This is a genomic window from Brevibacillus dissolubilis (genome assembly GCF_006170445.1).
GTDB classification, from domain to species: domain Bacteria; phylum Bacillota; class Bacilli; order Brevibacillales; family Brevibacillaceae; genus Brevibacillus_B; species Brevibacillus_B dissolubilis.
The window spans coordinates 371,703-392,248 of record NZ_VCNA01000004.1 but is presented as its reverse complement, the minus strand read 5'-3'; the positions used below and the strand labels follow the sequence as shown (position 1 = coordinate 392,248).

General features: G+C 51.9%; 16 protein-coding genes. 14 read left to right on the top strand and 2 right to left on the bottom strand.

Features of this window, described 5'->3' with window-relative positions:
• Positions 1-136: 136 nt before the first annotated feature.
• Positions 137-499 (bottom strand): HsmA family protein, encoded by a 363-nt coding sequence (locus FGI41_RS10810; protein ID WP_139490127.1) that lies wholly within the window; start codon positions 497-499, stop codon positions 137-139.
• Positions 500-818: 319 nt separating this feature from the next.
• Here FGI41_RS10810 and FGI41_RS10805 point away from each other — a divergent pair, with 319 nt between their 5' ends.
• The 14 genes from FGI41_RS10805 to FGI41_RS10740 all read left to right on the top strand — a co-directional run bounded on the left by FGI41_RS10805 (position 819) and on the right by FGI41_RS10740 (position 19,397).
• Positions 819-1,499 (top strand): response regulator transcription factor, encoded by a 681-nt coding sequence (locus tag FGI41_RS10805; protein ID WP_139490126.1) that lies wholly within the window; start codon positions 819-821, stop codon positions 1,497-1,499.
• Complete coding sequence (locus FGI41_RS10800) at positions 1,496-2,905, top strand: sensor histidine kinase (RefSeq protein ID WP_139490125.1); 1,410 nt, start codon at positions 1,496-1,498, stop codon at positions 2,903-2,905. The genes FGI41_RS10805 and FGI41_RS10800 overlap by 4 nt, the downstream gene beginning before the upstream one ends.
• Before the next feature lie 194 nt (positions 2,906-3,099).
• Positions 3,100-4,119, top strand: a complete 1,020-nt coding sequence (sbnA, locus tag FGI41_RS10795) for a 2,3-diaminopropionate biosynthesis protein SbnA (RefSeq protein ID WP_304364767.1) — start codon at positions 3,100-3,102, stop codon at positions 4,117-4,119.
• A 131-nt stretch (positions 4,120-4,250) separates the two neighbouring features.
• Positions 4,251-5,264, top strand: a complete 1,014-nt coding sequence (sbnB, locus tag FGI41_RS10790; protein ID WP_139490124.1) for a 2,3-diaminopropionate biosynthesis protein SbnB — start codon at positions 4,251-4,253, stop codon at positions 5,262-5,264.
• A gap of 106 nt (positions 5,265-5,370) precedes the next feature.
• Positions 5,371-7,374 (top strand): IucA/IucC family protein, encoded by a 2,004-nt coding sequence (locus tag FGI41_RS10785; RefSeq protein WP_176560225.1) that lies wholly within the window; start codon positions 5,371-5,373, stop codon positions 7,372-7,374.
• Positions 7,343-8,677 (top strand): MFS transporter, encoded by a 1,335-nt coding sequence (locus FGI41_RS10780; RefSeq protein ID WP_139490122.1) that lies wholly within the window; start codon positions 7,343-7,345, stop codon positions 8,675-8,677. Before FGI41_RS10785 ends, FGI41_RS10780 begins: the two co-directional genes overlap by 32 nt.
• On the top strand, positions 8,655-10,574 hold the full coding sequence (locus FGI41_RS10775) for an IucA/IucC family protein (RefSeq protein WP_139490121.1): 1,920 nt from the start codon (positions 8,655-8,657) through the stop codon (positions 10,572-10,574). Before FGI41_RS10780 ends, FGI41_RS10775 begins: the two co-directional genes overlap by 23 nt.
• Positions 10,571-12,433 (top strand): IucA/IucC family protein, encoded by a 1,863-nt coding sequence (locus FGI41_RS10770; RefSeq protein WP_255298425.1) that lies wholly within the window; start codon positions 10,571-10,573, stop codon positions 12,431-12,433. Before FGI41_RS10775 ends, FGI41_RS10770 begins: the two co-directional genes overlap by 4 nt.
• Positions 12,434-12,539: 106 nt before the next feature.
• Positions 12,540-13,340 (top strand): HpcH/HpaI aldolase family protein, encoded by an 801-nt coding sequence (locus FGI41_RS10765; RefSeq protein ID WP_139490120.1) that lies wholly within the window; start codon positions 12,540-12,542, stop codon positions 13,338-13,340.
• Positions 13,340-14,581: a type III PLP-dependent enzyme gene (locus FGI41_RS10760; protein ID WP_139490119.1), complete on the top strand. Its 1,242-nt coding sequence runs from the start codon at positions 13,340-13,342 to the stop codon at positions 14,579-14,581. Before FGI41_RS10765 ends, FGI41_RS10760 begins: the two co-directional genes overlap by 1 nt.
• Positions 14,578-15,375, top strand: a complete 798-nt coding sequence (locus FGI41_RS10755; RefSeq protein WP_139490118.1) for a ParB N-terminal domain-containing protein — start codon at positions 14,578-14,580, stop codon at positions 15,373-15,375. The genes FGI41_RS10760 and FGI41_RS10755 overlap by 4 nt, the downstream gene beginning before the upstream one ends.
• 299 nt (positions 15,376-15,674) lie before the next feature.
• Positions 15,675-16,589, top strand: a complete 915-nt coding sequence (locus FGI41_RS10750) for an HNH endonuclease (RefSeq protein WP_139490117.1) — start codon at positions 15,675-15,677, stop codon at positions 16,587-16,589.
• 44 nt (positions 16,590-16,633) lie between these two features.
• Complete coding sequence (locus FGI41_RS10745; protein ID WP_139490116.1) at positions 16,634-16,966, top strand: nucleoside triphosphate pyrophosphohydrolase; 333 nt, start codon at positions 16,634-16,636, stop codon at positions 16,964-16,966.
• Positions 16,953-19,397, top strand: coding sequence for a DEAD/DEAH box helicase family protein (locus tag FGI41_RS10740; RefSeq protein WP_139490115.1), 2,445 nt, complete (start codon positions 16,953-16,955; stop codon positions 19,395-19,397). Before FGI41_RS10745 ends, FGI41_RS10740 begins: the two co-directional genes overlap by 14 nt.
• A gap of 74 nt (positions 19,398-19,471) precedes the next feature.
• Here FGI41_RS10740 and FGI41_RS10735 read toward each other — a convergent pair whose 3' ends face one another.
• A complete protein-coding gene (locus tag FGI41_RS10735) occupies positions 19,472-20,395 on the bottom strand; it encodes a DUF2971 domain-containing protein (protein ID WP_176560224.1) in 924 nt (307 codons plus the stop codon).
• Between the last annotated feature and the right edge of the window lie 151 nt (positions 20,396-20,546).

Sequence of the window (20,546 nt, the reverse complement as noted above, 5' to 3'; positions counted from 1 at the left end):
AGTAAATTATTGTAAAGTGTTTGCCTGCATAATCTTAACATGTCGATAAAACAAAATGGAAGAATTGATGTTCATAGAGTGTGAGAAATAGCATTGGGGTGAACCTCTTGCAGGAATGCAAGAGGTTTTTGTAAAGTTAACTAAAGCTCAACACAACGCCAATCGTATAAGGGACAAGCCATAAAATCCATACAAGCTGACTAAACTTATGAAATTGCTTAATTTGATTTTCTTGCTTCTTCCACAGAACATAGAATGCCCAGATGGTGTGAAACAACATCAGTACCAGAGCGATTAACCCAGTGATGCCATGCAGATTGAGCACGGTACTTTCTGCGAGCAGTTTCATAAAGGTCGTTCCAACAGTATCAAATAGCAGCCCAAAGCCAAAAAAAGCAAGGTGTCTCTTCTGGAGTCTGCCAGAACGCTTCTCACTCCATACACCAATCGTATAGGAAATTAGTGCAAGGTTAATAAAAATCACGGCGAATGCTAACAACGTAGATCATCTCCTGTTCCTCGTTTTGTGAATACGCTGATGAGTGTAGTACAGGAAGATGAACAACACATGAACAAGTGTCAGGTATTTTTTACAGAGCCATTCGCAACATGATTACCTCAGGACTCTTTTCGTTTTTGTCATTCTTTATTCATCTGTTGTTCACAAGGAGCTCCTATAATGAACTCATCATAATGAGCACATAGTACTAGTCGTATTCGGCAGAAATTTTTTGGAGGAAGCAGGGGCATGTTGCGTTGCTGATTGTAGTTCTAGTAACATGTTGACAAATAGCTTGACATAAAAAGGCGGGAATGAGATGAAGCTTTCGATTCTCATAGCGGATGATGACGTACATGTTCGGGAATTGCTCCGATTCTATTTAGTAAAAGAAGGATATGAAGTACGAGAAGCTCCTGATGGCCAGATCGCCTCCCGTATTCTCGAACAGGAACAAATGAACTTGGCCGTGATCGATGTGATGATGCCGGGGAAAAACGGTTGGGAGCTATGCCGGGAGATCCGGGAACACTATGATATTCCTGTTATTTTGCTCACAGCCAAGGGAGAAGTGAAGGATAAAGGGAAAGGGTTTCTCGCAGGAACCGATGATTATGTGACCAAGCCCTTTGAACCGCAGGAGCTGCTTTATCGCATCAAGGCATTGCTCCGTCGATATCAGATGGTCAGCAAGAATGTCATCACCTTCAATCAAACGGTCATAGACCGGCTCAGTCATGTGGTGAAGGTGGGCGAAGAATCCATCCATCTCCCACTAAAAGAATTCGAGCTGCTTGTGCAATTAGCCAGCTTTCCGGACAGAACCTTTACCAGAGCTCAGTTGCTGGAACTGATTTGGGGGAATGATTACGAGGGGGACAGCCGCACCATCGATGTGCATATCAAACGGCTGCGTGAAAAATTTGCGGAGAAGACGGATGACTTTGTCATTTCTACCATACGCGGTCTGGGTTACAAGCTGGAGGTGCGCAAAGTGTGAAGTCTCTTTATGTCCGGGTTGTCCTCACGTTAGTTTTCATTGTAATGATGAGTGGGATGCTGGGTTTTTTGGTAGCAAATTGGTATTACCAGCAAAACCTTCGATCATACAACGAGCAAAAAATTACGCGCATCGGAGAAGAGATCATCTCCCTCTATGAGCAAAATCCTACACAAGACTTGCACCTCTATCTCACGCGGATTGCTAATATGAATTTCCAAATGTACCTGGTCGATGAAGAAGGAAAAGGAATGTTATTTGGTGCACCTTTTCATGAGCGTGACATTGACCCGGTGATCGCCAAGCGGGTGCTCTCAGGTCAAGTCTATCGGGGAATATCGGAAGAGGAGCACGGCCTGTTTGTCACCGGTTTTTTTCAAAACACCTTACAAAACAGTATCGGGCTTCCGATGAGAGCAGATGGAAAGGAGTACGCGCTTTTTCTACGCCCCAATATCGAGCAGCAGTTTGGGGAAGTTCACATCTTGTTCACGATTTTGCTGGTTGCGACTTTTCTCATAAGCATCCTTTTTATTCTGGTTTTTACCCGGTATCTGGTGAAGCCGATCAAAAGACTGACGAAGGCAACGAGGAAACTGGCGGAAGGAAATTATCATATCGAGTTGGACATTTCCCGTAAGGACGAGATCGGGGATCTGGCTACAAACTTTGCGCAAATGACCCAATCACTAAAACAGCTGGAAGAGATGAGACAGGAATTCGTCTCTAACGTCTCCCACGAAATCCAATCGCCGCTCACGTCTATTCAGGGGTTTTCCCAAGCGATCCGGACAGGTGAGGTGACAGAAGAACAAAAAGAAACGTATCTGGCTATCATCGAACAGGAGAGCAGGCGCCTGTCCGCACTTAGCAAACAACTGCTGACCCTGGCATCCTTGGAGAAAGAGACCAACCTGTATGAACCATCTGTGTACCGCTTGGATGAGCAAATTCGCCAGGTAGTATTGATGCTCGAACAGCAATGGCAAGAAAAGAGATTGGAAATTGATCTGGAGTTGCCAGAAACGCTGATTTATGCAGACCAACAAATGCTCAGTCAGGTATGGATCAATCTTCTTTCCAACAGCATCAAATTTACCGAACCAGGTGGCTCTGTCTTCGTTGGGATTCGTCATGACAACGAGATTACGGTGACGGTGAAGGACACGGGAATCGGTATATCTGATGCGGAGTTGCAGCATATTTTCGATCGCTTTTATAAAGGGGATCAGTCTCGGAATCGAAGCAGCACGGGAAGTGGGCTCGGGCTGTCCATCGTCAAAAAAATTGTACAAACAGCAGGTGGAGGTCTGGATATCCATAGTGAACCGGGAGTAGGAACCTGCATCACAGTGAGGCTTGCGGGTGGGTCTTCAGACATCATGATAGGATCAGGTCGTACGTAGTGTACGGCCTATTTTGCATGTCCAAAAAACCCAAACTGCACATTCAACTGAAAAAAGTTAAAAAACACATTGACAATAATTCTCATTATCAATTATTATAACTTTCGTAAGAGAAAACGTTGAAAACGATTCTCATTATCATATGTTAATTGTATATCTATAAACCAAAAGAATATGAAAGCAGGTGTTCACTTGTGAACAAGGCTGGCACAGTATTAAATCCTACCGTGAATCAAGTAAGCGATTCCATCGTTGCGTGTGTAGGAAAAACCCCTTTGGTTCAACTCAAAAGACTGTTTGCAGACAGCGGAGTGGACGTTTTTGCCAAAATGGAACTGATGAATCCCGGCGGCAGCATGAAGGACCGTCCGGCACGTTATATTATCGAGCAAGGACTTTTGGATGGCACGATTCACTCTGGGACGCATCTGATCGAGAGCACCTCGGGTAACCTGGGGATTGCGATTGCGACGATTGCACGGGTGTATGGGCTGACTTTTACATGCGTGGTCGATCCGAAGATCACGAAGACCAACCTGAATATCATCAAGGCGCTGGGGGCCAACATCGAGATGGTGCAGGAGCCGGATGATCAGGGCGGCTATCTCAAGACCAGGATCAAGCGGGTCAAAGAGCTGGTGGAGATGACACCGAATGCGTATTGGATCAACCAGTACGCGAATCAGCGCAACTGGCAGGCGTATTACCATGGGACGGCGAGTGAGATTGTGGAGCAGCTGAACGCGCCGGTTGATTATCTGGTGATGGCGGTCAGCACGACTGGCAGTATTTTGGGGACATCCCGCCGTCTGCGCGAGGCGAATCCGAATCTCAAGGTGATCGCGGTGGATGCTTACGGTTCCGTGATCTTCGGTACACCATCTGCGCCGCGTGAGCTGCCGGGGATCGGATCGAGCCGTGTGCCGGAGCTGTTCAGCAGAGACGAGATGGATGCGGTGATCCACGTGAATGACCGCCAGTCGGTCGAAGGTTGCCGGAGCTTGCTTGAGGCAGAAGGGATTTTTGCCGGGGGGTCTTCGGGGGCATTGATCTACGCGTTGAAAAAGCTGGTGCCGACTTTGCCTGCGGGATCTCGGGTGGTTACCATCCTGCCAGACCGTGGCGACCGTTATCTGGACAGTGTCTACGATGAAGCGTGGGTGAACAAACTGAGCCAGCCGATGGAAATCGTTCCGGAAGTTCAATTTACGTAAAAGATCGCCAGAATCATCCGAAGAATTTGAATCATCGGTAATAAATTTGGCGTGGAATGAATCACTTCAGCCGATCTAAAAAATTAGCGTACTAGTAAACGCGTTGACCCAAAAAGGAGAGAAACAAAACTATGTCTAATCGTCCAACCATTCTTTACCTCAGTCAAGAAGATATCATCTCAGTCGGCGGTGCTTCATCCGACATGTATGTGACAGCGGTGCAGCGTGCGCTTGAACTGCATGCGAAGCGGGATTTTGTCCAGCCGCTCAAGCCGTACCTGCGTGTGGATGCTGAGAATGGTCATATCGCAGACCGCATCATCGCGATGCCAGCTTATGTCGGCGGGGAAGCGCCTGTATCGGGTCTCAAATGGATCGGGAGCAAGCACGACAACCCGAGCAAACGCGGGATGGAGCGTGCGAGCGGGCTGGTGATCCTCAATGACCCGGTGAGCAACTATCCGATCGCGGTATTGGAAGCGAGTCTCATCAGCGGGATGCGTACGGCGGCGGTCACTGTGCTGGGTGCAAGACATCTGGCGAAAAAAGGCTTCCAGCAAGTCGCATGCATGGGGTGCGGTGTGATTGCGAGAATGCAGCTGACTTCCTTGCTGGAGCAGTTCCCACACATTACGACCATCCACCTGTATGACCTGAACGCAGAAGCGGCGCAACGCTTGGGCAATGATCTGCGTGAGAGATTCAACCATGTTGAGATCGTGATTGCTCCAGATGCGGAGAGTGCGGTACGCAAGGGTGAGGTCGTGGTGACCAGCACGGTTGTGGATAAACCATATCTGCCGTTTGAATGGCTGCAAAAGGGTGCATTTGTCAGCAATATTTCCATCATGGACGTACATAAAGACGTATTCCTGCTCGCAGATAAAGTGATCGTAGACGACTGGGATCAATCCAACCGTGAGAAAAAGGTGATCAACCAACTGGTAGAGGAAGGAAAATTCTCCCGCGAAAAACTGCACGCTGAATTGGGTGAAATCCTGATCGGACGCAGGGCAGGGCGCGAATCGGACGACGAGATTATTTTGCTCAATCCGATGGGTATGGCGGTTGAGGATATCGCGAGTGCGCAGGAGATTTACCAGAAAGCGGTTGTGGAGAATAAAGGCGTGCGCTTGCCCCTCTAGTTGGGGGGGCTCCACCTCCACCCTTCACTTGCACGGTAAGAGGATTGGGATGGAGAAGGAGAAGGCAAAAGTGATAGGTGTAGCGGATGGAGGGGAAATGGGAGAAATGCAAGTGAGAAAAGAGGAAGCAGATCAGGAAGAGGCATATAAGAATCAGGACCACGGGAAGCCGGGGCGGGCAGCTGAGGCTCAAGAACATGCTGAGCAAGCGGTTTTGTACGATTTGATTAATGCAATGCTCCATGAGAATCTGCTCGGGATTCTGCAAAAGGGAGAGGTATCGGCTACTTGGAAGTATGGTTCGAGCCACGTTCCATACCCGTTGGAAGCGAATGAGTCCTACTTTTACCTGCCGTTGGACAGAGGGAGAACCCTGATGTTCAGAGTATGTGAACAGCCTTTTATCCAGTCATATAAAATCAGTCGTCCCCCAGCTGTTTTGCTCACGGTGCAGGCAGATGGTGGACTCGTAAGGGCTGAAGAATGTGACACGGTTGCATTTATGAAGCTATGGGCTGAGTCTGTGACAGAGGAAGAGCGGGAGGGCTTGCTGCCGAACCTGTCTGATTTCCTGGCAGAACTGAGCGAATCTATCCAGCACCATGCATTGTCTTGGCAGGCATTGCAGGAGTATCAGTACAGTGCTGATGGCGCGATGCTGGATGCGGAGCAGTTTTCGGCGTTTCGGGATCGTCCGTTTCACCCGACTTCACGGGCGAAGAGGGGCTGGGATGATCGGGAGTATCGGTTGTACAGCTCGGAGTTCGGCCATTCCTTCGGGTTGGATTGGGTAGCCGTGCGCAGGGATTATATTCAGGCGAGTACGAGTGAAGAGGCTTATACCTTTGGAGTGTTGGATGTTCGGGAGCAGGAGCTGCTTCGCGAGGCGGCTTTGCAAGCGGTGGGGGCTGATTTGGAGTCGTATACGCTGTTGCCTGTGCATCCTTGGCAGATGGAGCATGTGTTGCCTGAGGTGTTCCGACAGGAGATGGAGGGGCGTATCATCGTGCCGGTCATCAGGGACTTGGGGGATGTGCGGGCTACCTCATCTGTGCGGGCGCTGGCTGTGTCAGCAGAGGGGCATCAGCATCAGCATGTAAAAGTGCCGGTCGGGATCTACTCGCTGGGAGCCTTGCGCATCATGCCGCCGCGCTATCTGCATAATGGGGCGGAGGGTCAGCATCTGTTGGCTCGGATTATGGAGCAGGATGCGTTTTTGCAAGACGGCTTGCGTCTGTGTCAGGAGACGAAGTGGTGGGCATTTGATGACCCGAATGCAGATCCGTTTGCAGATAAGCCAGGGCATCTGGCTTGCCTGATCCGGGAGTATCCGCGTGAGCTGCTGGAGGATACAGGGACAGATGTGATCACGATGTCGGCCTTGGCGGTGTTGGATCGGGATGGGAAGAACCCGATGGTGGAGAGTTGGATTCATGAGAGATTTGGCGGGGAGACGGCGAAGGCAAAAGGTCTTACCCCGAGCCCTGCGCATATTCTTCAGCTGTTTGCCGAGCTAAGCCAAATGTTCCTCCAGACCACGCTCCGTTGCTTCCGTTACGGGATCATGCCGGAGGTGCACGGGCAGAACGTGATGCTGACAGTTCGAGGTGGGAACATCCAAGGAATTCTGCTGCGTGATCATGACACCATCCGTCTGCATCTGCCATGGCTGGAGCGGGAAGGAATCGCTGCCCCGAACTATACGGTCAAGCCGGGAACGCCGAACAGCCTGATCAATGACACACCGGAAAAACTGCTCTCCTATCTGCAAACGCTCGGCCTGCAGGTCAATCTGTACGCCATCGTGGATGCCTGGTCAAAAGCGTATGGCATCGATGAAGCGCTTTTCTGGCAGGAGATCCAAAAGGGGATTGAGACGTGCTTGTCTGCGATTGATTTCCCGGCAGAGGTGCATGCGGTAGTAAAAGAGCAACTGCTGCTAAGTCCGACATGGCCGACGCGACTGCTCATTGGGCCGCTGTTAAAACGCAGAGGTTCCGGTGGTGGCAGTATGCCGGCAGATGCGGGCGTGACGCAGAACCCGTTGCAAAATCTCAAGCAGAACCTAGGAGTCGGCTATGCAGACGAGAGCGTCGTTACCACATCGTAAGCGGTCTGGGGGGAACTCGTTCCGTGGACGTAATCCGTTCTACCGGCGTAACCCATTTTTCGTCCTGTGGCTCGGGCAGTTCTTCTCCATCGGCAGTCTGACCGTGCTTGTCCCGCTGTTGCCGTTTTATATGGAGACATTGGGTGCGGGGGGCGAGGAGGATGCCCGTTTCTGGACGGGATTGTGTCTGGCGGCTCCGGCGATCACGCTGTTTCTCACCTCGCCGTTGTGGGGGAGGTATGGGGATCGCTTTGGGAGGAAGTGGATGATTGTCCGGGCGCTGTTTGGCATCGGGGGGAGCTTAGGGCTGATGGCTGTGGCGCAGACGCCGATGCAGTTTTTCCTCGCCAGATTGGTGCAGGGAGCGTTCGGCGGGATTGTCGATGCGACCGCAGCTTTTGCCGGGGCGGAAGCCGAAGAGGGCAAACAAGGCCGAGTGCTTGGGCGCTTGCAGAGTGCTACGGCGGCAGGGTCTCTCATCGGGCCGCTGATCGGTGGGACGATGGCAGATGTCTTCGGGTTTCAGACGATTTTGTACGGGACGGCTGTACTGACGGCGCTGTGTGGAGTCATGGCGGCGTGGGTGCTGCAGGAGCCGAAGCAGGCTGTGGCTGGAAAAGGAAGGGAAGCAGCAGATACCCCAATCCCGCTGACGAAAGCCTTCTGGCAGCTGCTCAGCCACCGCCGCGTGCCGCCCTTCCTGCTCGCCGGGATGCTCGCGCAGTTCGGGGCATTCAGCTTGGTCACCGTTTTTGCCCCGCGCGTAGAAGAACTGGTCGGACACGGGAATTACGCTGCTACGTGGGTCGGAGTGCTCCAAGCGGTCACATGGGGTGCGACGATGCTGGCTGCTCCGTGGTGGGGACGGCAGAACGACCGCCATCCGGTGGAGAAGAATCTGCGTCTGGCCCTGCTCGGCTGTGGTGTCAGCGTGATGCTGCAGATCGTGCCTGCTGATGTGAGCTGGATGATTCCGCTGCGGATCGTGCAGGGGGTTTGCTTCGCGGCGATCGTGCCGTCTATTTTTCTCGTCATCACGCAAGAGACAAAAGCCTGCGACAGAGGGATGCATATCGGCATCTCCAACTCCGTGATGGTGTTCGGGCAGATTGCCGGTTCACTGGGTGGGGCGATGTTTGGGTCGATCCTGTCGATGGAGTGGACATTTGTCATCATGGGAGCTTCGTTCTTGGGCGGGGCGGTGTGGCTGGCATGTGGGACCTGCAAGGCAGAGCCTGCTTGGTATATGAAGATGATTAGGATGAGGTGGAGAGTAAAAAATGATAAACAAATACATGGATGAGGCGACAGAGACATCCAAGACGCTGATCGGACGGAGGGAGCTGGCAGAGCAAGCAGCGGCGGAGCGTCTGCTGAATGCGTACTTCCGTGAGACAGGTGTGTTCGACCCGACAGCAGAGTGGAGGGTGGATGGGGAGCAAGAGCTTCCGGCTTTCCTGTCAGAAGAGCTTCAGAAGCAGGGGGATTTGCTCAAGCTGACGCTCCCGCTGACAGGGGCTGTCCTGTTGGGGGCTGTGCGTTACCTGTCGACATTTGGTCATCATCGGTATGGGCGTAGCTTTTGGGTGAAAAAGGCGGGGAGTGCAGACTTTACACGGATTCCAGGGACAGCAGGACTGGCTGCCCTTTTGCTGGGTGAACTCGCTTCGGCTACAGATGCAACGCCCGAGAAAAAACAGCAGCTCGTCACCAACCTGCTGACCCAAGTGAACAACTCCATCGATAAAACAACGATTTACATACAAGACAGCGAGCGTCCAAGCCGCGACTTATCTGGTTCCTTCCTGGAGCTTGACGGAGTCCCGCGCTTTTATACAGCGGAGCAGTCCTTGGTCTATGGGCATCCGTTTCATCCGACACCAAAAAGCTCACAGGGTTTCTTGCCGGAAGATTTGGAAAAGTACGCACCGGAGATGGGAGCTTCTTTTGCCCTGCATTATTTTGCCTGCGCGGTGGAGCTGGTGCAGGAGTCCTTTCTGACAGCGGGTCAGCCTGAGCAGACGTGGTTTCCAGCCATGGTGGTTGAGGCAGCAGAGGAGAGGCTCGGAGATGGGTGGCAACAGCAGTATCGGTTGATTCCGTGCCATCCGTGGCAGTCGGCTCATCTGAAGACCTGGCCCGAAGTGCAGCAGCTCATGAACCAAGGCTTATTGATCGACTTAGGACCGCTTGGAGATCGCGTCTATCCGACCTCCTCAGTCCGGACGGTATGGGACCCGCAGCATACGCATTTTTTCAAATTGCCATTGCATGTACGAATCACGCATTTTATCCGGGTGAATCCGATCGACCAGTGTGAACGGACGATGGATGCCAGCCGGGTGCTGCATCACTTGAATACAAACTTGAATTTGAACACGAACCAACAGCGTTATTTTGACGGCTTCACCATCCTGCATGAAGCAGGGTACCGCACGATCGTACCACGAGAGATGCCAGAAGATACACAGGCGAGGTTATCCGAAGCATTCGGCATCATCCTGCGTGAAAATCCGGCAGTCACCGTATCCGAGGAAGAGCTTCCAGTCGTCGTGGCAGGCTTATTGGAGCACCAGCCACATGCCGAGCAGCCGCCGATCATGGATGCTTTGCAGACTGCAGCCGGACAATGTCCGCATCTGACACCGCAAGAGCTGGTCGAAGAGTGGGTGCGGCAGTATGTCAGTGTCTCCTTCTTGCCGCTATTGTGGATGTTCACCAACCACGGCATCAGCATGGAAGCGCATGTGCAGAATTCGATGATTACGATTCAAAAAGGCTGGCCCACCCATTTTTATGTCCGCGACCTCGAAGGAGTGAGTATCGGACGTACCTTTGCCCGTGAGCAAGGGATGTTCGGCCAGACTGTTACCGATGAAAGCCCCGTTCTCTATCGCGATGAAGAAGCATGGGAACGTTTCAAATATTATGTAGTGGTCAATCATCTCGGGCATCTGCTCCATACGCTGGCTTGCTACAGCGGCGTGGAGGAGACCGCACTGTGGAGCATCGTGGCTGACGAGATTCAGAAGTCAGAGCTGATCCACAACAGTGCCCATCCACACTATGCCCAAGAACTGATCGATAACCATTGGTTGCCCGCCAAAGCCAACCTGACCAGTTGGTTCTATCAACGGGGGGAACGACCGCTCTATGTCAACATTCCAAATCCGCTGACCGCGTTCAGGAGGGAAGTATGAGCCATACACCGATCCAGACAGAGAATAGACAACCGAAGCAACAACCGCATGTGATGAATCAGGCCCACATCGTCGGAGAGGCGATCCAGTCTGAGCAGTACACAGCCGTGCGCCGCCGGATTTTTCGCCAGCTGATTGAGGCGATTGTATATGAAGGATTGCTGGATGTGACAGAGGAAGCAGTGCAGGCGGGGGGCCTGACACTCTACCGTATCCCCGCCACCGATGAGCATGGCAACCCAGTCGAATACGTCTGCGAAGGCAGCCGCCGTCTTACCTTTGGACGCATCCGTCTTACGCCAAAGCCGATCATCCGCATCGCAGGCGACACCTCCGAGGAAGCAGATTCCGTCGCCCAATTCCTGCTGGAGATCCGCAACAGCCTCGGCTCAGACGACGGTCGCCTGACGACTTTTATCAATGAAATCGAGCATACCCTGCTCAAAGATACCTTGGCCCAGTACCAGCGTGCTCAAGAGGATCGGGTGATCAACCCTGCTCAGTACGATGAGTGTGAAGGCGATATCATGGACGGACATCCGTACCATCCAAGCTACAAATCCCGCATCGGCTTCGACATCGCTGACCATTACGCCTATGGCCCAGAGTTCAAACAAGAATTGCGCCCGCTATGGCTGGCTGTGGACAGATCGCAATCCCGCTTCAGCATCTCCCAAGAGCTGGACTATGACGCTTTTCTCCAAGAAGAGCTGGGAGCAGAGCAACACACTGCATTCACCGAGACGATCCGCCAAAAAGGTCTTGATCCTGCAACCTATCTTTTTGTCCCGGTTCATCCTTGGCAGTGGAACAAAATCATCTCATCCGCTCTGCTCGAAGAAATCCGTGAGCAACGTGTAGTGGTCTTGGGCGAATCTGGCGACACCTACCGACCACAGCAGTCAATCCGCACCTTGGCGAATTCCTCTTCCCCGAAAAAGGCGTATCTGAAATGCTCCATGAGCCTGATCAACACCTCGACCGGCCGGATTCTCGCCCCGCATACGGTATCCAATGCCCCTCATGTCTCCGACTGGCTGCACGAGCTGGTACAATCCGACACTTACCTCACCGAAGAGACACGGGTGATCATGCTGCGCGAGATCATGGGCATCTCCTACGACCGACCGGCACGCGACGAGCTGCTGCAATCCAAAACCTACGGAATCCTTGGCTGCATCTGGCGCGAGAGCCTGCACCGCTATCTGGAGCCAGGCGAGCAAGCCTATCCGTTCAACGGTCTCACCTCACTGGAGCGTGGCGGAGAGCCGGTGATCGCCGCATGGATTCGCCGCTATGGTGCAGAAGCATGGCTCACGAGACTGTTCGAAGCTGCGATTCTGCCGATCATCCACCTGCTGTATGCCCACGGGGTCGCCTTGGAATCCCACGCGCAGAACATGGTGCTGATCCACAAAGACGGCTGGCCTGTACGAGTCGCGTTCAAGGACTTCCACGACGGCATCCGTTTTTCCAAAGCACACCTCACCGCACCGGAAAAATGCCCGGATCTGCTGGGAACACCAGAGTACCACGCCCGCGTCAACCGCAACTCGTTTATCGAGACAGATGACCTCGATGCGGTGCGCGACTTTATGCACGATGCCTTTTTCTTCATTAATATAGGTGAAATTGCACTGTTGATGGCAGACCATTTTGGATTCGATGAGCTGAAGTTCTGGAACCTGGTTCGTCAGGTGATGGAGACGTACCAAAACCGTTTCCCAGAGCTGTCGGAGCGCTTCTCCTTGTTTGACCTGTTTGCTCCGACCATCGAGGTGGAGCAATTAGCCAAGCGCCGTCTGTTCCCAGATACCGAGCTGCGCGTACACCGTGTACCGAATCCGTTGCATAGATAAGCACGAATAAAGCCAAAAACGGTGTAATAGGCTGATCACCGTGAGATGGTTCCCACATCAGCCAGACTCCGAACATCTGAAAAATTCACAGGGGAGAGTGCCCGACGTGCTGCGAACCAACACCCTCAAACAAAAAATCCAAGCAGGCCACCCCGCATTCGGCCTGTTCTGCTCGATCCCATCCCCGACCATGGTCGAGATGATCGGATGTGCCGACTTCGATTTCGTCATCATCGACACCGAGCATGTCCTCATCAACCCGGAGACCTTGGAAAATATGATCCGTGCCGCCGACGCCGCCCACCTGACACCACTGGTCCGAGTCGCGGACGCCAATCCCGGCACCATCCTGCGGGCACTCGACAGCGGTGCACAGGGGATCGTTGTACCCCATGTCCAGAGCAGGGAACAGGCCGAAGCAATTGTCCGGGCCAGCCGCTACTACCCAGAGGGAATGCGCAGTCTCAACAGCGGGCGCCCCGGTGCTTTTGGCAAAGGAGACCTCGTCGCCTACATGAAAAAGGCCAACGAAGAAATCCTCGTCATCCCCATGATCGAAAGCAAGGAAGCCGTCGCCCAGATCGACGAGATCCTGTCCGTTCCAGGCATCGACATGGTGCTGGAGGGCGCGGCCGACCTATCTCAATCCTACGGCGTACCTTGGCAGACTCGTGGCGAGATCGTCCGGGATGCACTCACCCACGTGCAGGCAGCAGCGGCCAGACACGGCGTCCCATACTGTGCCATCCCGCGTGCACGCGAAGACGTAGCAGCGTGGCAGGCAAAAGGGGTGGGCGTATTCGTCCTCGGCGACGAGCGCGGCATCGCTTTCCGCGCCCTGCGCAGTCATCTGCATACCTACCAAGAGGCGTGTGCCGACGAGACAAAAGGGAGAGAACATATATAATGAAGAAACTCGTTACCGAATATATCCAAAAGCAAAAGCAGGAGAGAGAGCAGCCGTTCTGCGCCTTCCTCTACGACCTTCCACACCTGCGCCAGCATGTGACCGAGCGGGTACAGACCCTCCCGTCCCCATGCCGCCTGTTCTACGCGATCAAGGCCAACTCCGAACAGCGCATCCTAGAGACCTTGGCCCCCATCGTCCACGGCTTCGAAGTCGCGTCCCTCGGCGAAATCCGCAAAGTACGCGCCGTCGCCCCCGACATCCCGATCCTCTTCGGCGGTCCGGGCAAGACAGATGAAGAGCTGGAGGGAGCGATCGAGCACAACGTCACGCTCATCCACGTAGAGAGCCTGCACGAGCTGCAACGACTCAACTTCATCGCCCAAAAACGCAATATCATCGTCCCGATCCTCCTGCGGATCAACCTCCGTGGCCCATTCCCCGACGCCACGCTCGCCATGGCAGGCCGCCCAACCCAGTTCGGTATCGACGAATCCCGCATCGACGAAGCGATCCAACTGGCTCTGTCATTAGAGAATGTGAAGCTGGAAGGATTTCATTTTCACTCCTTATCCAACAATCTGGACGCCCGCAAGCATGTGGAGCTCGTCTCGTTCTATCTGCAAACGATCAAAAAATGGATCACCACCTACCATCTCAATATCTCCTACCTCAATGCAGGGGGCGGGATCGGCGTCAACTATGCGGATCTCAATCAGCAATTTGACTGGCACCAATTCGTCACAGGGCTTGCCGCCCGACTGGCCGACGAAGCCATCCCCGGCGTGGAGATTTTCTTCGAATGCGGCCGCTACCTGACGGCTTCATGCGGTTACTACGCGGTAGAAGTACTGGATATCAAAGAAAACCACGGCCAGACGTACGCCATCATCCGTGGGGGAACCCATCATTTCCGTCTGCCACAGTCTTGGCAGCACAGCCATCCTTTCACTGTAATTGAATCGGATCACTGGAGATATCCTTTTGCACGAAAAGAGCACCACGACACCGAAATGACAGTCGTCGGCCAGCTCTGCACACCAAAAGACGTACTCGCCAAGGCCGTCCCAATATCCCGTCTGCGGGTAGGAGATATCATCTGCTTCTTGTACGCCGGTGCATATGGCTGGGCGATTTCCCATCACGATTTTCTCAGTCATCCGCATGCCGATCTGGTCTATCTGGATCAGCCGTCATCTGCTTCTCACTCACACAATCAGGAGGTATCGATTCCAACATGAGTGTCCTATCCTCATTGCAGCTCGTAGAAACCCAACAAATCTGCCTGCACGAAGAGCACGAGACATCCCGACTGACCCACACCAGCATGACACTGGTGCAGGACGGAGTACTCCGCCATCCCCCGCTCGCCATGCAGATGACCGACGGCCGCTACCTAATCTTAGACGGCGCCCACCGCACCGCCGCCCTGCAGCATCTGGGCAGCCGCTATATCCCTGTGCAGGTCGTCAAGCAAGACGAGTTACGTCTGGATGCTTGGGAACATATCGTGGCCATCGGGAGCTGGTTTCACGAGCTGAAGAAGCACCCCGAGCTTGCTTGGCACACCACTCCAATCGACGGCCAAAGACCGATCGCAGAAGTCATCAATTCGTCCGGCGAAACCTATTATCTCTATCTAAAGGGACATGAAAGCGGGGAGCAGCCCCATCTGTCAGACACCCTCCGCGTCTGGCACAGCATCGTCGGCTCCTACAGCAAGACCTACGCCGTACTCCGCCGCCCAAGGGGCACTGTCCAAAAATCAGCAGAAGGCACGGTCTGCCTCCGCTATCCGGTCTATGCGGTAGAGGAACTGGAGCAGCTGGTCGCGCAGGGCCATGTGATGCCTGCTGGCGTGACGCGTTTTCTCGTCAGTGGTCGGTTGCTCAACCTGGGGATTCCGCTCTCCATGCTGATGGAGCAGGAGCAGGTGGATCAGGCTGATCATCAAGGGCGGTGGATGGAGCTGTGCCGGCAGTGGGAGAATAAGCTGAGGCTGTATATGGAGCCGGTTTATTTGTGTGAGGGGTAGGAGAGGGAGGAAGAGAAGAAGAGAAGAAGGAATAGAGGAAGCACACTGACTTTTAGTGAGGGAGGCTAAAAGGCGGTGTGCTTTTTGGTGTGGGTTATGTTATCAATGCGATAGCCGTAGAGGACAAAATGTCTTCTACGGTTTTTTGTTCCCTATTTTCATTTCCAATTCCATTGTCGTTTTTTGTCGCACACGTTCTCTTCAATCCTGTCGAAAATAGCTTTACTATTGTAATTAAGAAAAATTTATAGTGCTGATTTTCCTTAATTACTTCCAGATAGGTTGAGAGCGGTGAGCAAATGACACAAACACAAAATATCATTAGCGCCGATTCCTGGACGGTTATTCCGCCTGATGTAGCGTTCAAAGAGATAGACAGATCAGGATTTCTTCATAGAGGGACAGGAATACCGATAGAGATTCGCCCTTTTTTCCAGATTTCCGATATGGTGAAAGGCGAGAGAAGAAATATTGTTTTACAGTTCGAAGGAACTCCATACGAGGCTTATTTTTCTACCACGGGTAGTGTGGAGCGTGCTACCCCTCAGGCTAGATTATTCTGGATGAAAGATTTCACTCTAGTTATTCAAAATGCTTACCCCGACCATTATTCTTTCTATGAAAATGCTGAAGACAAGAAAGCAAAACCCTACGGTCTGGAAATTCCCAATCTTTATCTTCAAAAAGATCAGGAAACACCGGGGCTTTATATTGTTTCTTTTGACGACCCGCGTCTGGCTCAAGCCGTAGAAGAAACAGACGAAGCGGATTACCAGCGTCGTGTCCAAAGCAAGAAGAATGTTAAGATAAGAGAAGATAAGCCGAAAAACAAACCCGATCCTTCCTTTAAAAAAGGGAGAAAATCGTGGGATCGTGACGAGAATACTGGTGCAGAAGCAATGGCGAAAGCGGAGTACCGTTGCGAGATGGACGCCAACCATCTGACTTTTATCTCACGCAAAACCGGTCAAAACTTCGTCGAAGCTCATCACCTGATTCCGATCAGCCTACAGGATCAATTCGACTACAGCCTCGATGTAACGGCAAATATCGTCTCGCTATGCCCCAACTGTCACAAAAAGATTCACCACGCGAGATACGAGGATCAAGAGCAGATGATCACCCTGCTCTACCAACAGCGAAAAGATAGATTGCGTACTTGCGGAATCGAAATGGATATGCAACGATTATTTCATATCTATAAAAGTTTATAAGAACAAGTACCCATATAAAAAAACACAAAGAGGAGACCACCCCCATGCCCATCTACAACAAACTCATCCGCGACCGCATCCCGCAAATCATGGACGAAGCCGGAAAAACCTACACCATCCGCACCCTTTCCGACGATGAATATAAAACCGAACTCCAGAAAAAATGCCAGGAAGAACTCAACGAATACCTCGCAGCCGAGAACGACACCGACTCCGTAGAAGAGCTGGCCGACCTGCTCGAACTCATCCACACCCTTGTCCGCATCCACGGCTCCACCCCCGAAGAGCTGGAAGCTGTCCGCGTCAAAAAAGCGGAAAAACGTGGCGGGTTCGAAGAGAAGCTATTCCTCATCGAGGTAGAAGATGACAAGCGTTAAACTCATCACAGAAAGACTGCTGGAAGAACTCATACCTGCCTTGCAAAAAGCGACGTCAGTTTATTTTCTGACGTCCTTTGTCATGAGATCAGGTGTGCAGCTGCTTGCGCCACATCTCAAGGCGGTGCTGGATCGGGGCGGGGAGGTCAAGGTCCTCGCAGGTGACTATCTGTACGTGACCCAGCCGGCGGGTCTGCAAGCGATGCTCGACATCGATGATCGGATCGAGGTGCGGCTGTGGCAGAGCAAGGGGATTTCGTTTCACCCCAAGGCATATCTGGTGCAGCAGGATGAGACGGAGGGCGTGTTTATCGTTGGCTCGTCCAACATGTCCAGATCCGCGCTGACGTATGGGGTCGAGTGGAGTCTGGCAGTGCAGGCGGAGGCGGCTCCGGCTACGTTTGATGAGGCGTTGCATCTGTTTATGGAGTTTTTCTACCATGAGCAGACCATTCCCGTGAACCCGGAGACGGTGCGAATCTACCAAGAAAAGTACGACGAGCATCACCAGCGCTACCCGCAGCTTATCCGCAACTGGACTCACAATGAAGAGATAGACGTGATGTTCGAGCGGGATGCGGACAAAGAAAAAGCGGTCACGATGACCAAAGAGACCGCCGCTCCCTACCAGCTGGAGATCACTCCGCGTCCGGCACAGGGGCAGGCGTTGGAAGAGTTGCAGAAGACCGTCAGTGAGGAGTACAACAAAGCGATGGTCGTCATGGCCACAGGTCTGGGGAAAACCTATCTGGCGGCTTTTTTCGCCCGCAACTACAAGCGGGTGCTGTTTGTCGCGCATCGGGAGGAGCTGTTGATTCAGGCGAGCCGATCTTTTGGGCATGTCAATCCAGAGCGGACGACGGGTATTTACAATGGGGTGAGCAAAGAGACCGAGGCGGATGGAATTTTTGCTTCTATTTATACGCTGAGTCTCAAACGGAATCTGGAGTCATTTGCACCAGATGCCTTTGACCTGATCATCATTGACGAATTCCACCATGCGGCGGCGAAGACGTACCAACGGGTGTTGAAGCATTTTAAGCCAAGTTTTTTACTAGGAATTACCGCGACTCCGGATCGTCGGGACGGCAAGGATATCTACGCGATCTGCGACGGGAATGTGGCGTATCAGGTGACATTCATCGAGGCGATTCAAAAAGGCTGGCTGGCGCCCTTCCGCTACTATGGCATCTATGACGAGACCGACTACTCCAAAATCGCTTGGCTCGGTACACGCTATGATGAGGAGCAGCTATTGGCGGCACAACTCCAAGATGATCTGGCAGAGAGAATCTATCTGGCGTGGGAGAAGCATCGTCAGACCCGGACGATTGCGTTCTGCTCGTCGATCCGACAGGCGAATTATCTCGCGGAGGTGTTTCGTCAGCGCGGGATGAAGGTGATCAGCCTACACTCGAAGACACAGGAAATATCCCGGCCCGAAGCGATTCGTCAGCTGGATCGAGGGGAACTGCAGGTGATCTTTACCGTCGATCTGTTTAATGAAGGGGTGGACATCCCGTCTGTGGATACGCTGCTTTTTGTCCGTCCAACGGAGTCGCTGACGATCTTCACCCAGCAAGTGGGGCGCGGTCTGCGGCTTTATCCAGAGAAGGAGTACTGCACGATCATCGACCTGATCGGCAACTACCGCAATGTGGATGTGAAGCTGCAGCTCTTCGACACCGCTGTCCGAACCGGTAAAAAAGAAGCGGCGGCTCTGCCGACTGTACCTGAGTTCTGTCAGGTGAACATGGATGTGCAGGCGGTCAACCTGCTGACGGAGCTGGCTAGAAAACGGCAACCGCGCAAGGAAAAGCTTTTGTCCGCATACGAGGAAGTGAAGCAGGAGCTGGGCCGAATCCCGAGCTATCTGGAGGTGCATCTGCACGGACGGGAGAGCAGCCGGGAGTATCGGCAGGAGTTCAAGTCGTATGTGAATTTCTTGGCCTGGGCCGATGAGCTGACGGATGAGGAACGGGACGTCCTGTACCAATACGAGGCGTGGCTACAGGAAGTGGAGAGTACGGGGATGGCGAAGAGCTACAAGATGATCGTGCTGTTGTACATGCTGGAGCGGGGCGTCGAGAAGTGGCTTGACCCTGTGGCACCGGAGGAGGTTGCGCCGTTTTTTCATACGTATCTGATGGAGAAGGAGTATCGGAGACGGATTGATTTTTCGGACAAGGCTTCCCAGGCGCTGTGGGAGTATGATGCGGTGGCTGTGAGCAGGTTGGTGGCGCAGATGCCGATGAGTAAGTGGAGTGGGAGTTCGAAGGGGTTGGTGGAGTTTGGGGAGGGGAGGTTTTCCATTCGTCTGGAACAAGCTGACTCGCTTGCGGAACGGGTTTTGATTTATAGGTGGACGAGGGAGATTTGTGAGTATCGGTTGCATGAGCATTTTGAGCGGAAGTCTCAAGTAATCAACTAAAAGCCTATCAGTAATAAGGAAAGGAAAGCTCTTTAGCAGTAAGGGAGCTTTCCTTTTTATTTTGCTTTAAAAGATTAATAACGCAAAGGAACAGCAGACTTGTGGATTTTAACATTGGTATGCCCCGAGTGACTCAAAAACCGCTCAACACCTAATTTAGCAATATCAATATTATTTTTTGGACCTATGTTAATTTCAGTAATAGGGATCTGATCTATTCCAACTTCAATATAGGGAATAATGATTCCCAATCGATGTCGAAAGCTCACATCAAACGAATGATTGCTTTTAATCAGAACAATCCTATACTCTTCTTCTGGAGAAAAGGATGGATGCTTAAAAAACAGAGAGTACAAATTAAGCTGCACACTCAGATCCACATGATTGATGACACCCGCGAGGAAATCAGAGATATTTTCGATATCTGTCTTGTTCGATATGTATCGCTCGATCAGTCTTGTTAATAGTTTCTTTTGTTGTTCAAGATCATAAATAATTTTCCCATAAAACAGTAAAAAGCCATTTTGTATAGCGTAATTTCGTAGGCATTCAATTAATTCTGCTCTCTTAAAGCCTAAATTATATCCCTCGTAGTTGGCATAGTTATTCCATAGAGTGATGGAATCGCTATTTTCCGTCAAGGATAAAGCGAAAATTTCCAACTGTTGATGCCATAGGATGTCTTTCATAGATGAGCCTGGCGGAATCGATATTTGTTCTTTGTCAGGGACTAATACCGTATCTCGAAAGAGTTGACTGAATAAATCAGAGGTATAGATCAGCTCAGCCGAATCATTCAGGAACTCACTGTTCGAAAGCCACAGTTTGTTCTGAACGATTCCAAGTAATCCATCGATGCTTGTATAATGATAGATTGTCTCGGAGGTAGATTGTGGTATTAATTCAGAAGCAAAATGAGTTAACGCTTCATATATCTTTTCTGACATATCCCAATCTCCAATCACATTCATTTTTCCCTTTTGTTCTGTTTCTATCATTATGAACATCCATAATTTTAAATATAAGTAATTTCAACAAAATTTTATGGAGATTGAGGCATTAACTGTTTTGTATCAAAATCTTTACCTTCTACGCTTTCCTATTTCTACATATCCATAGGGTAACGGGCGTCTACTATTTTGACATAGC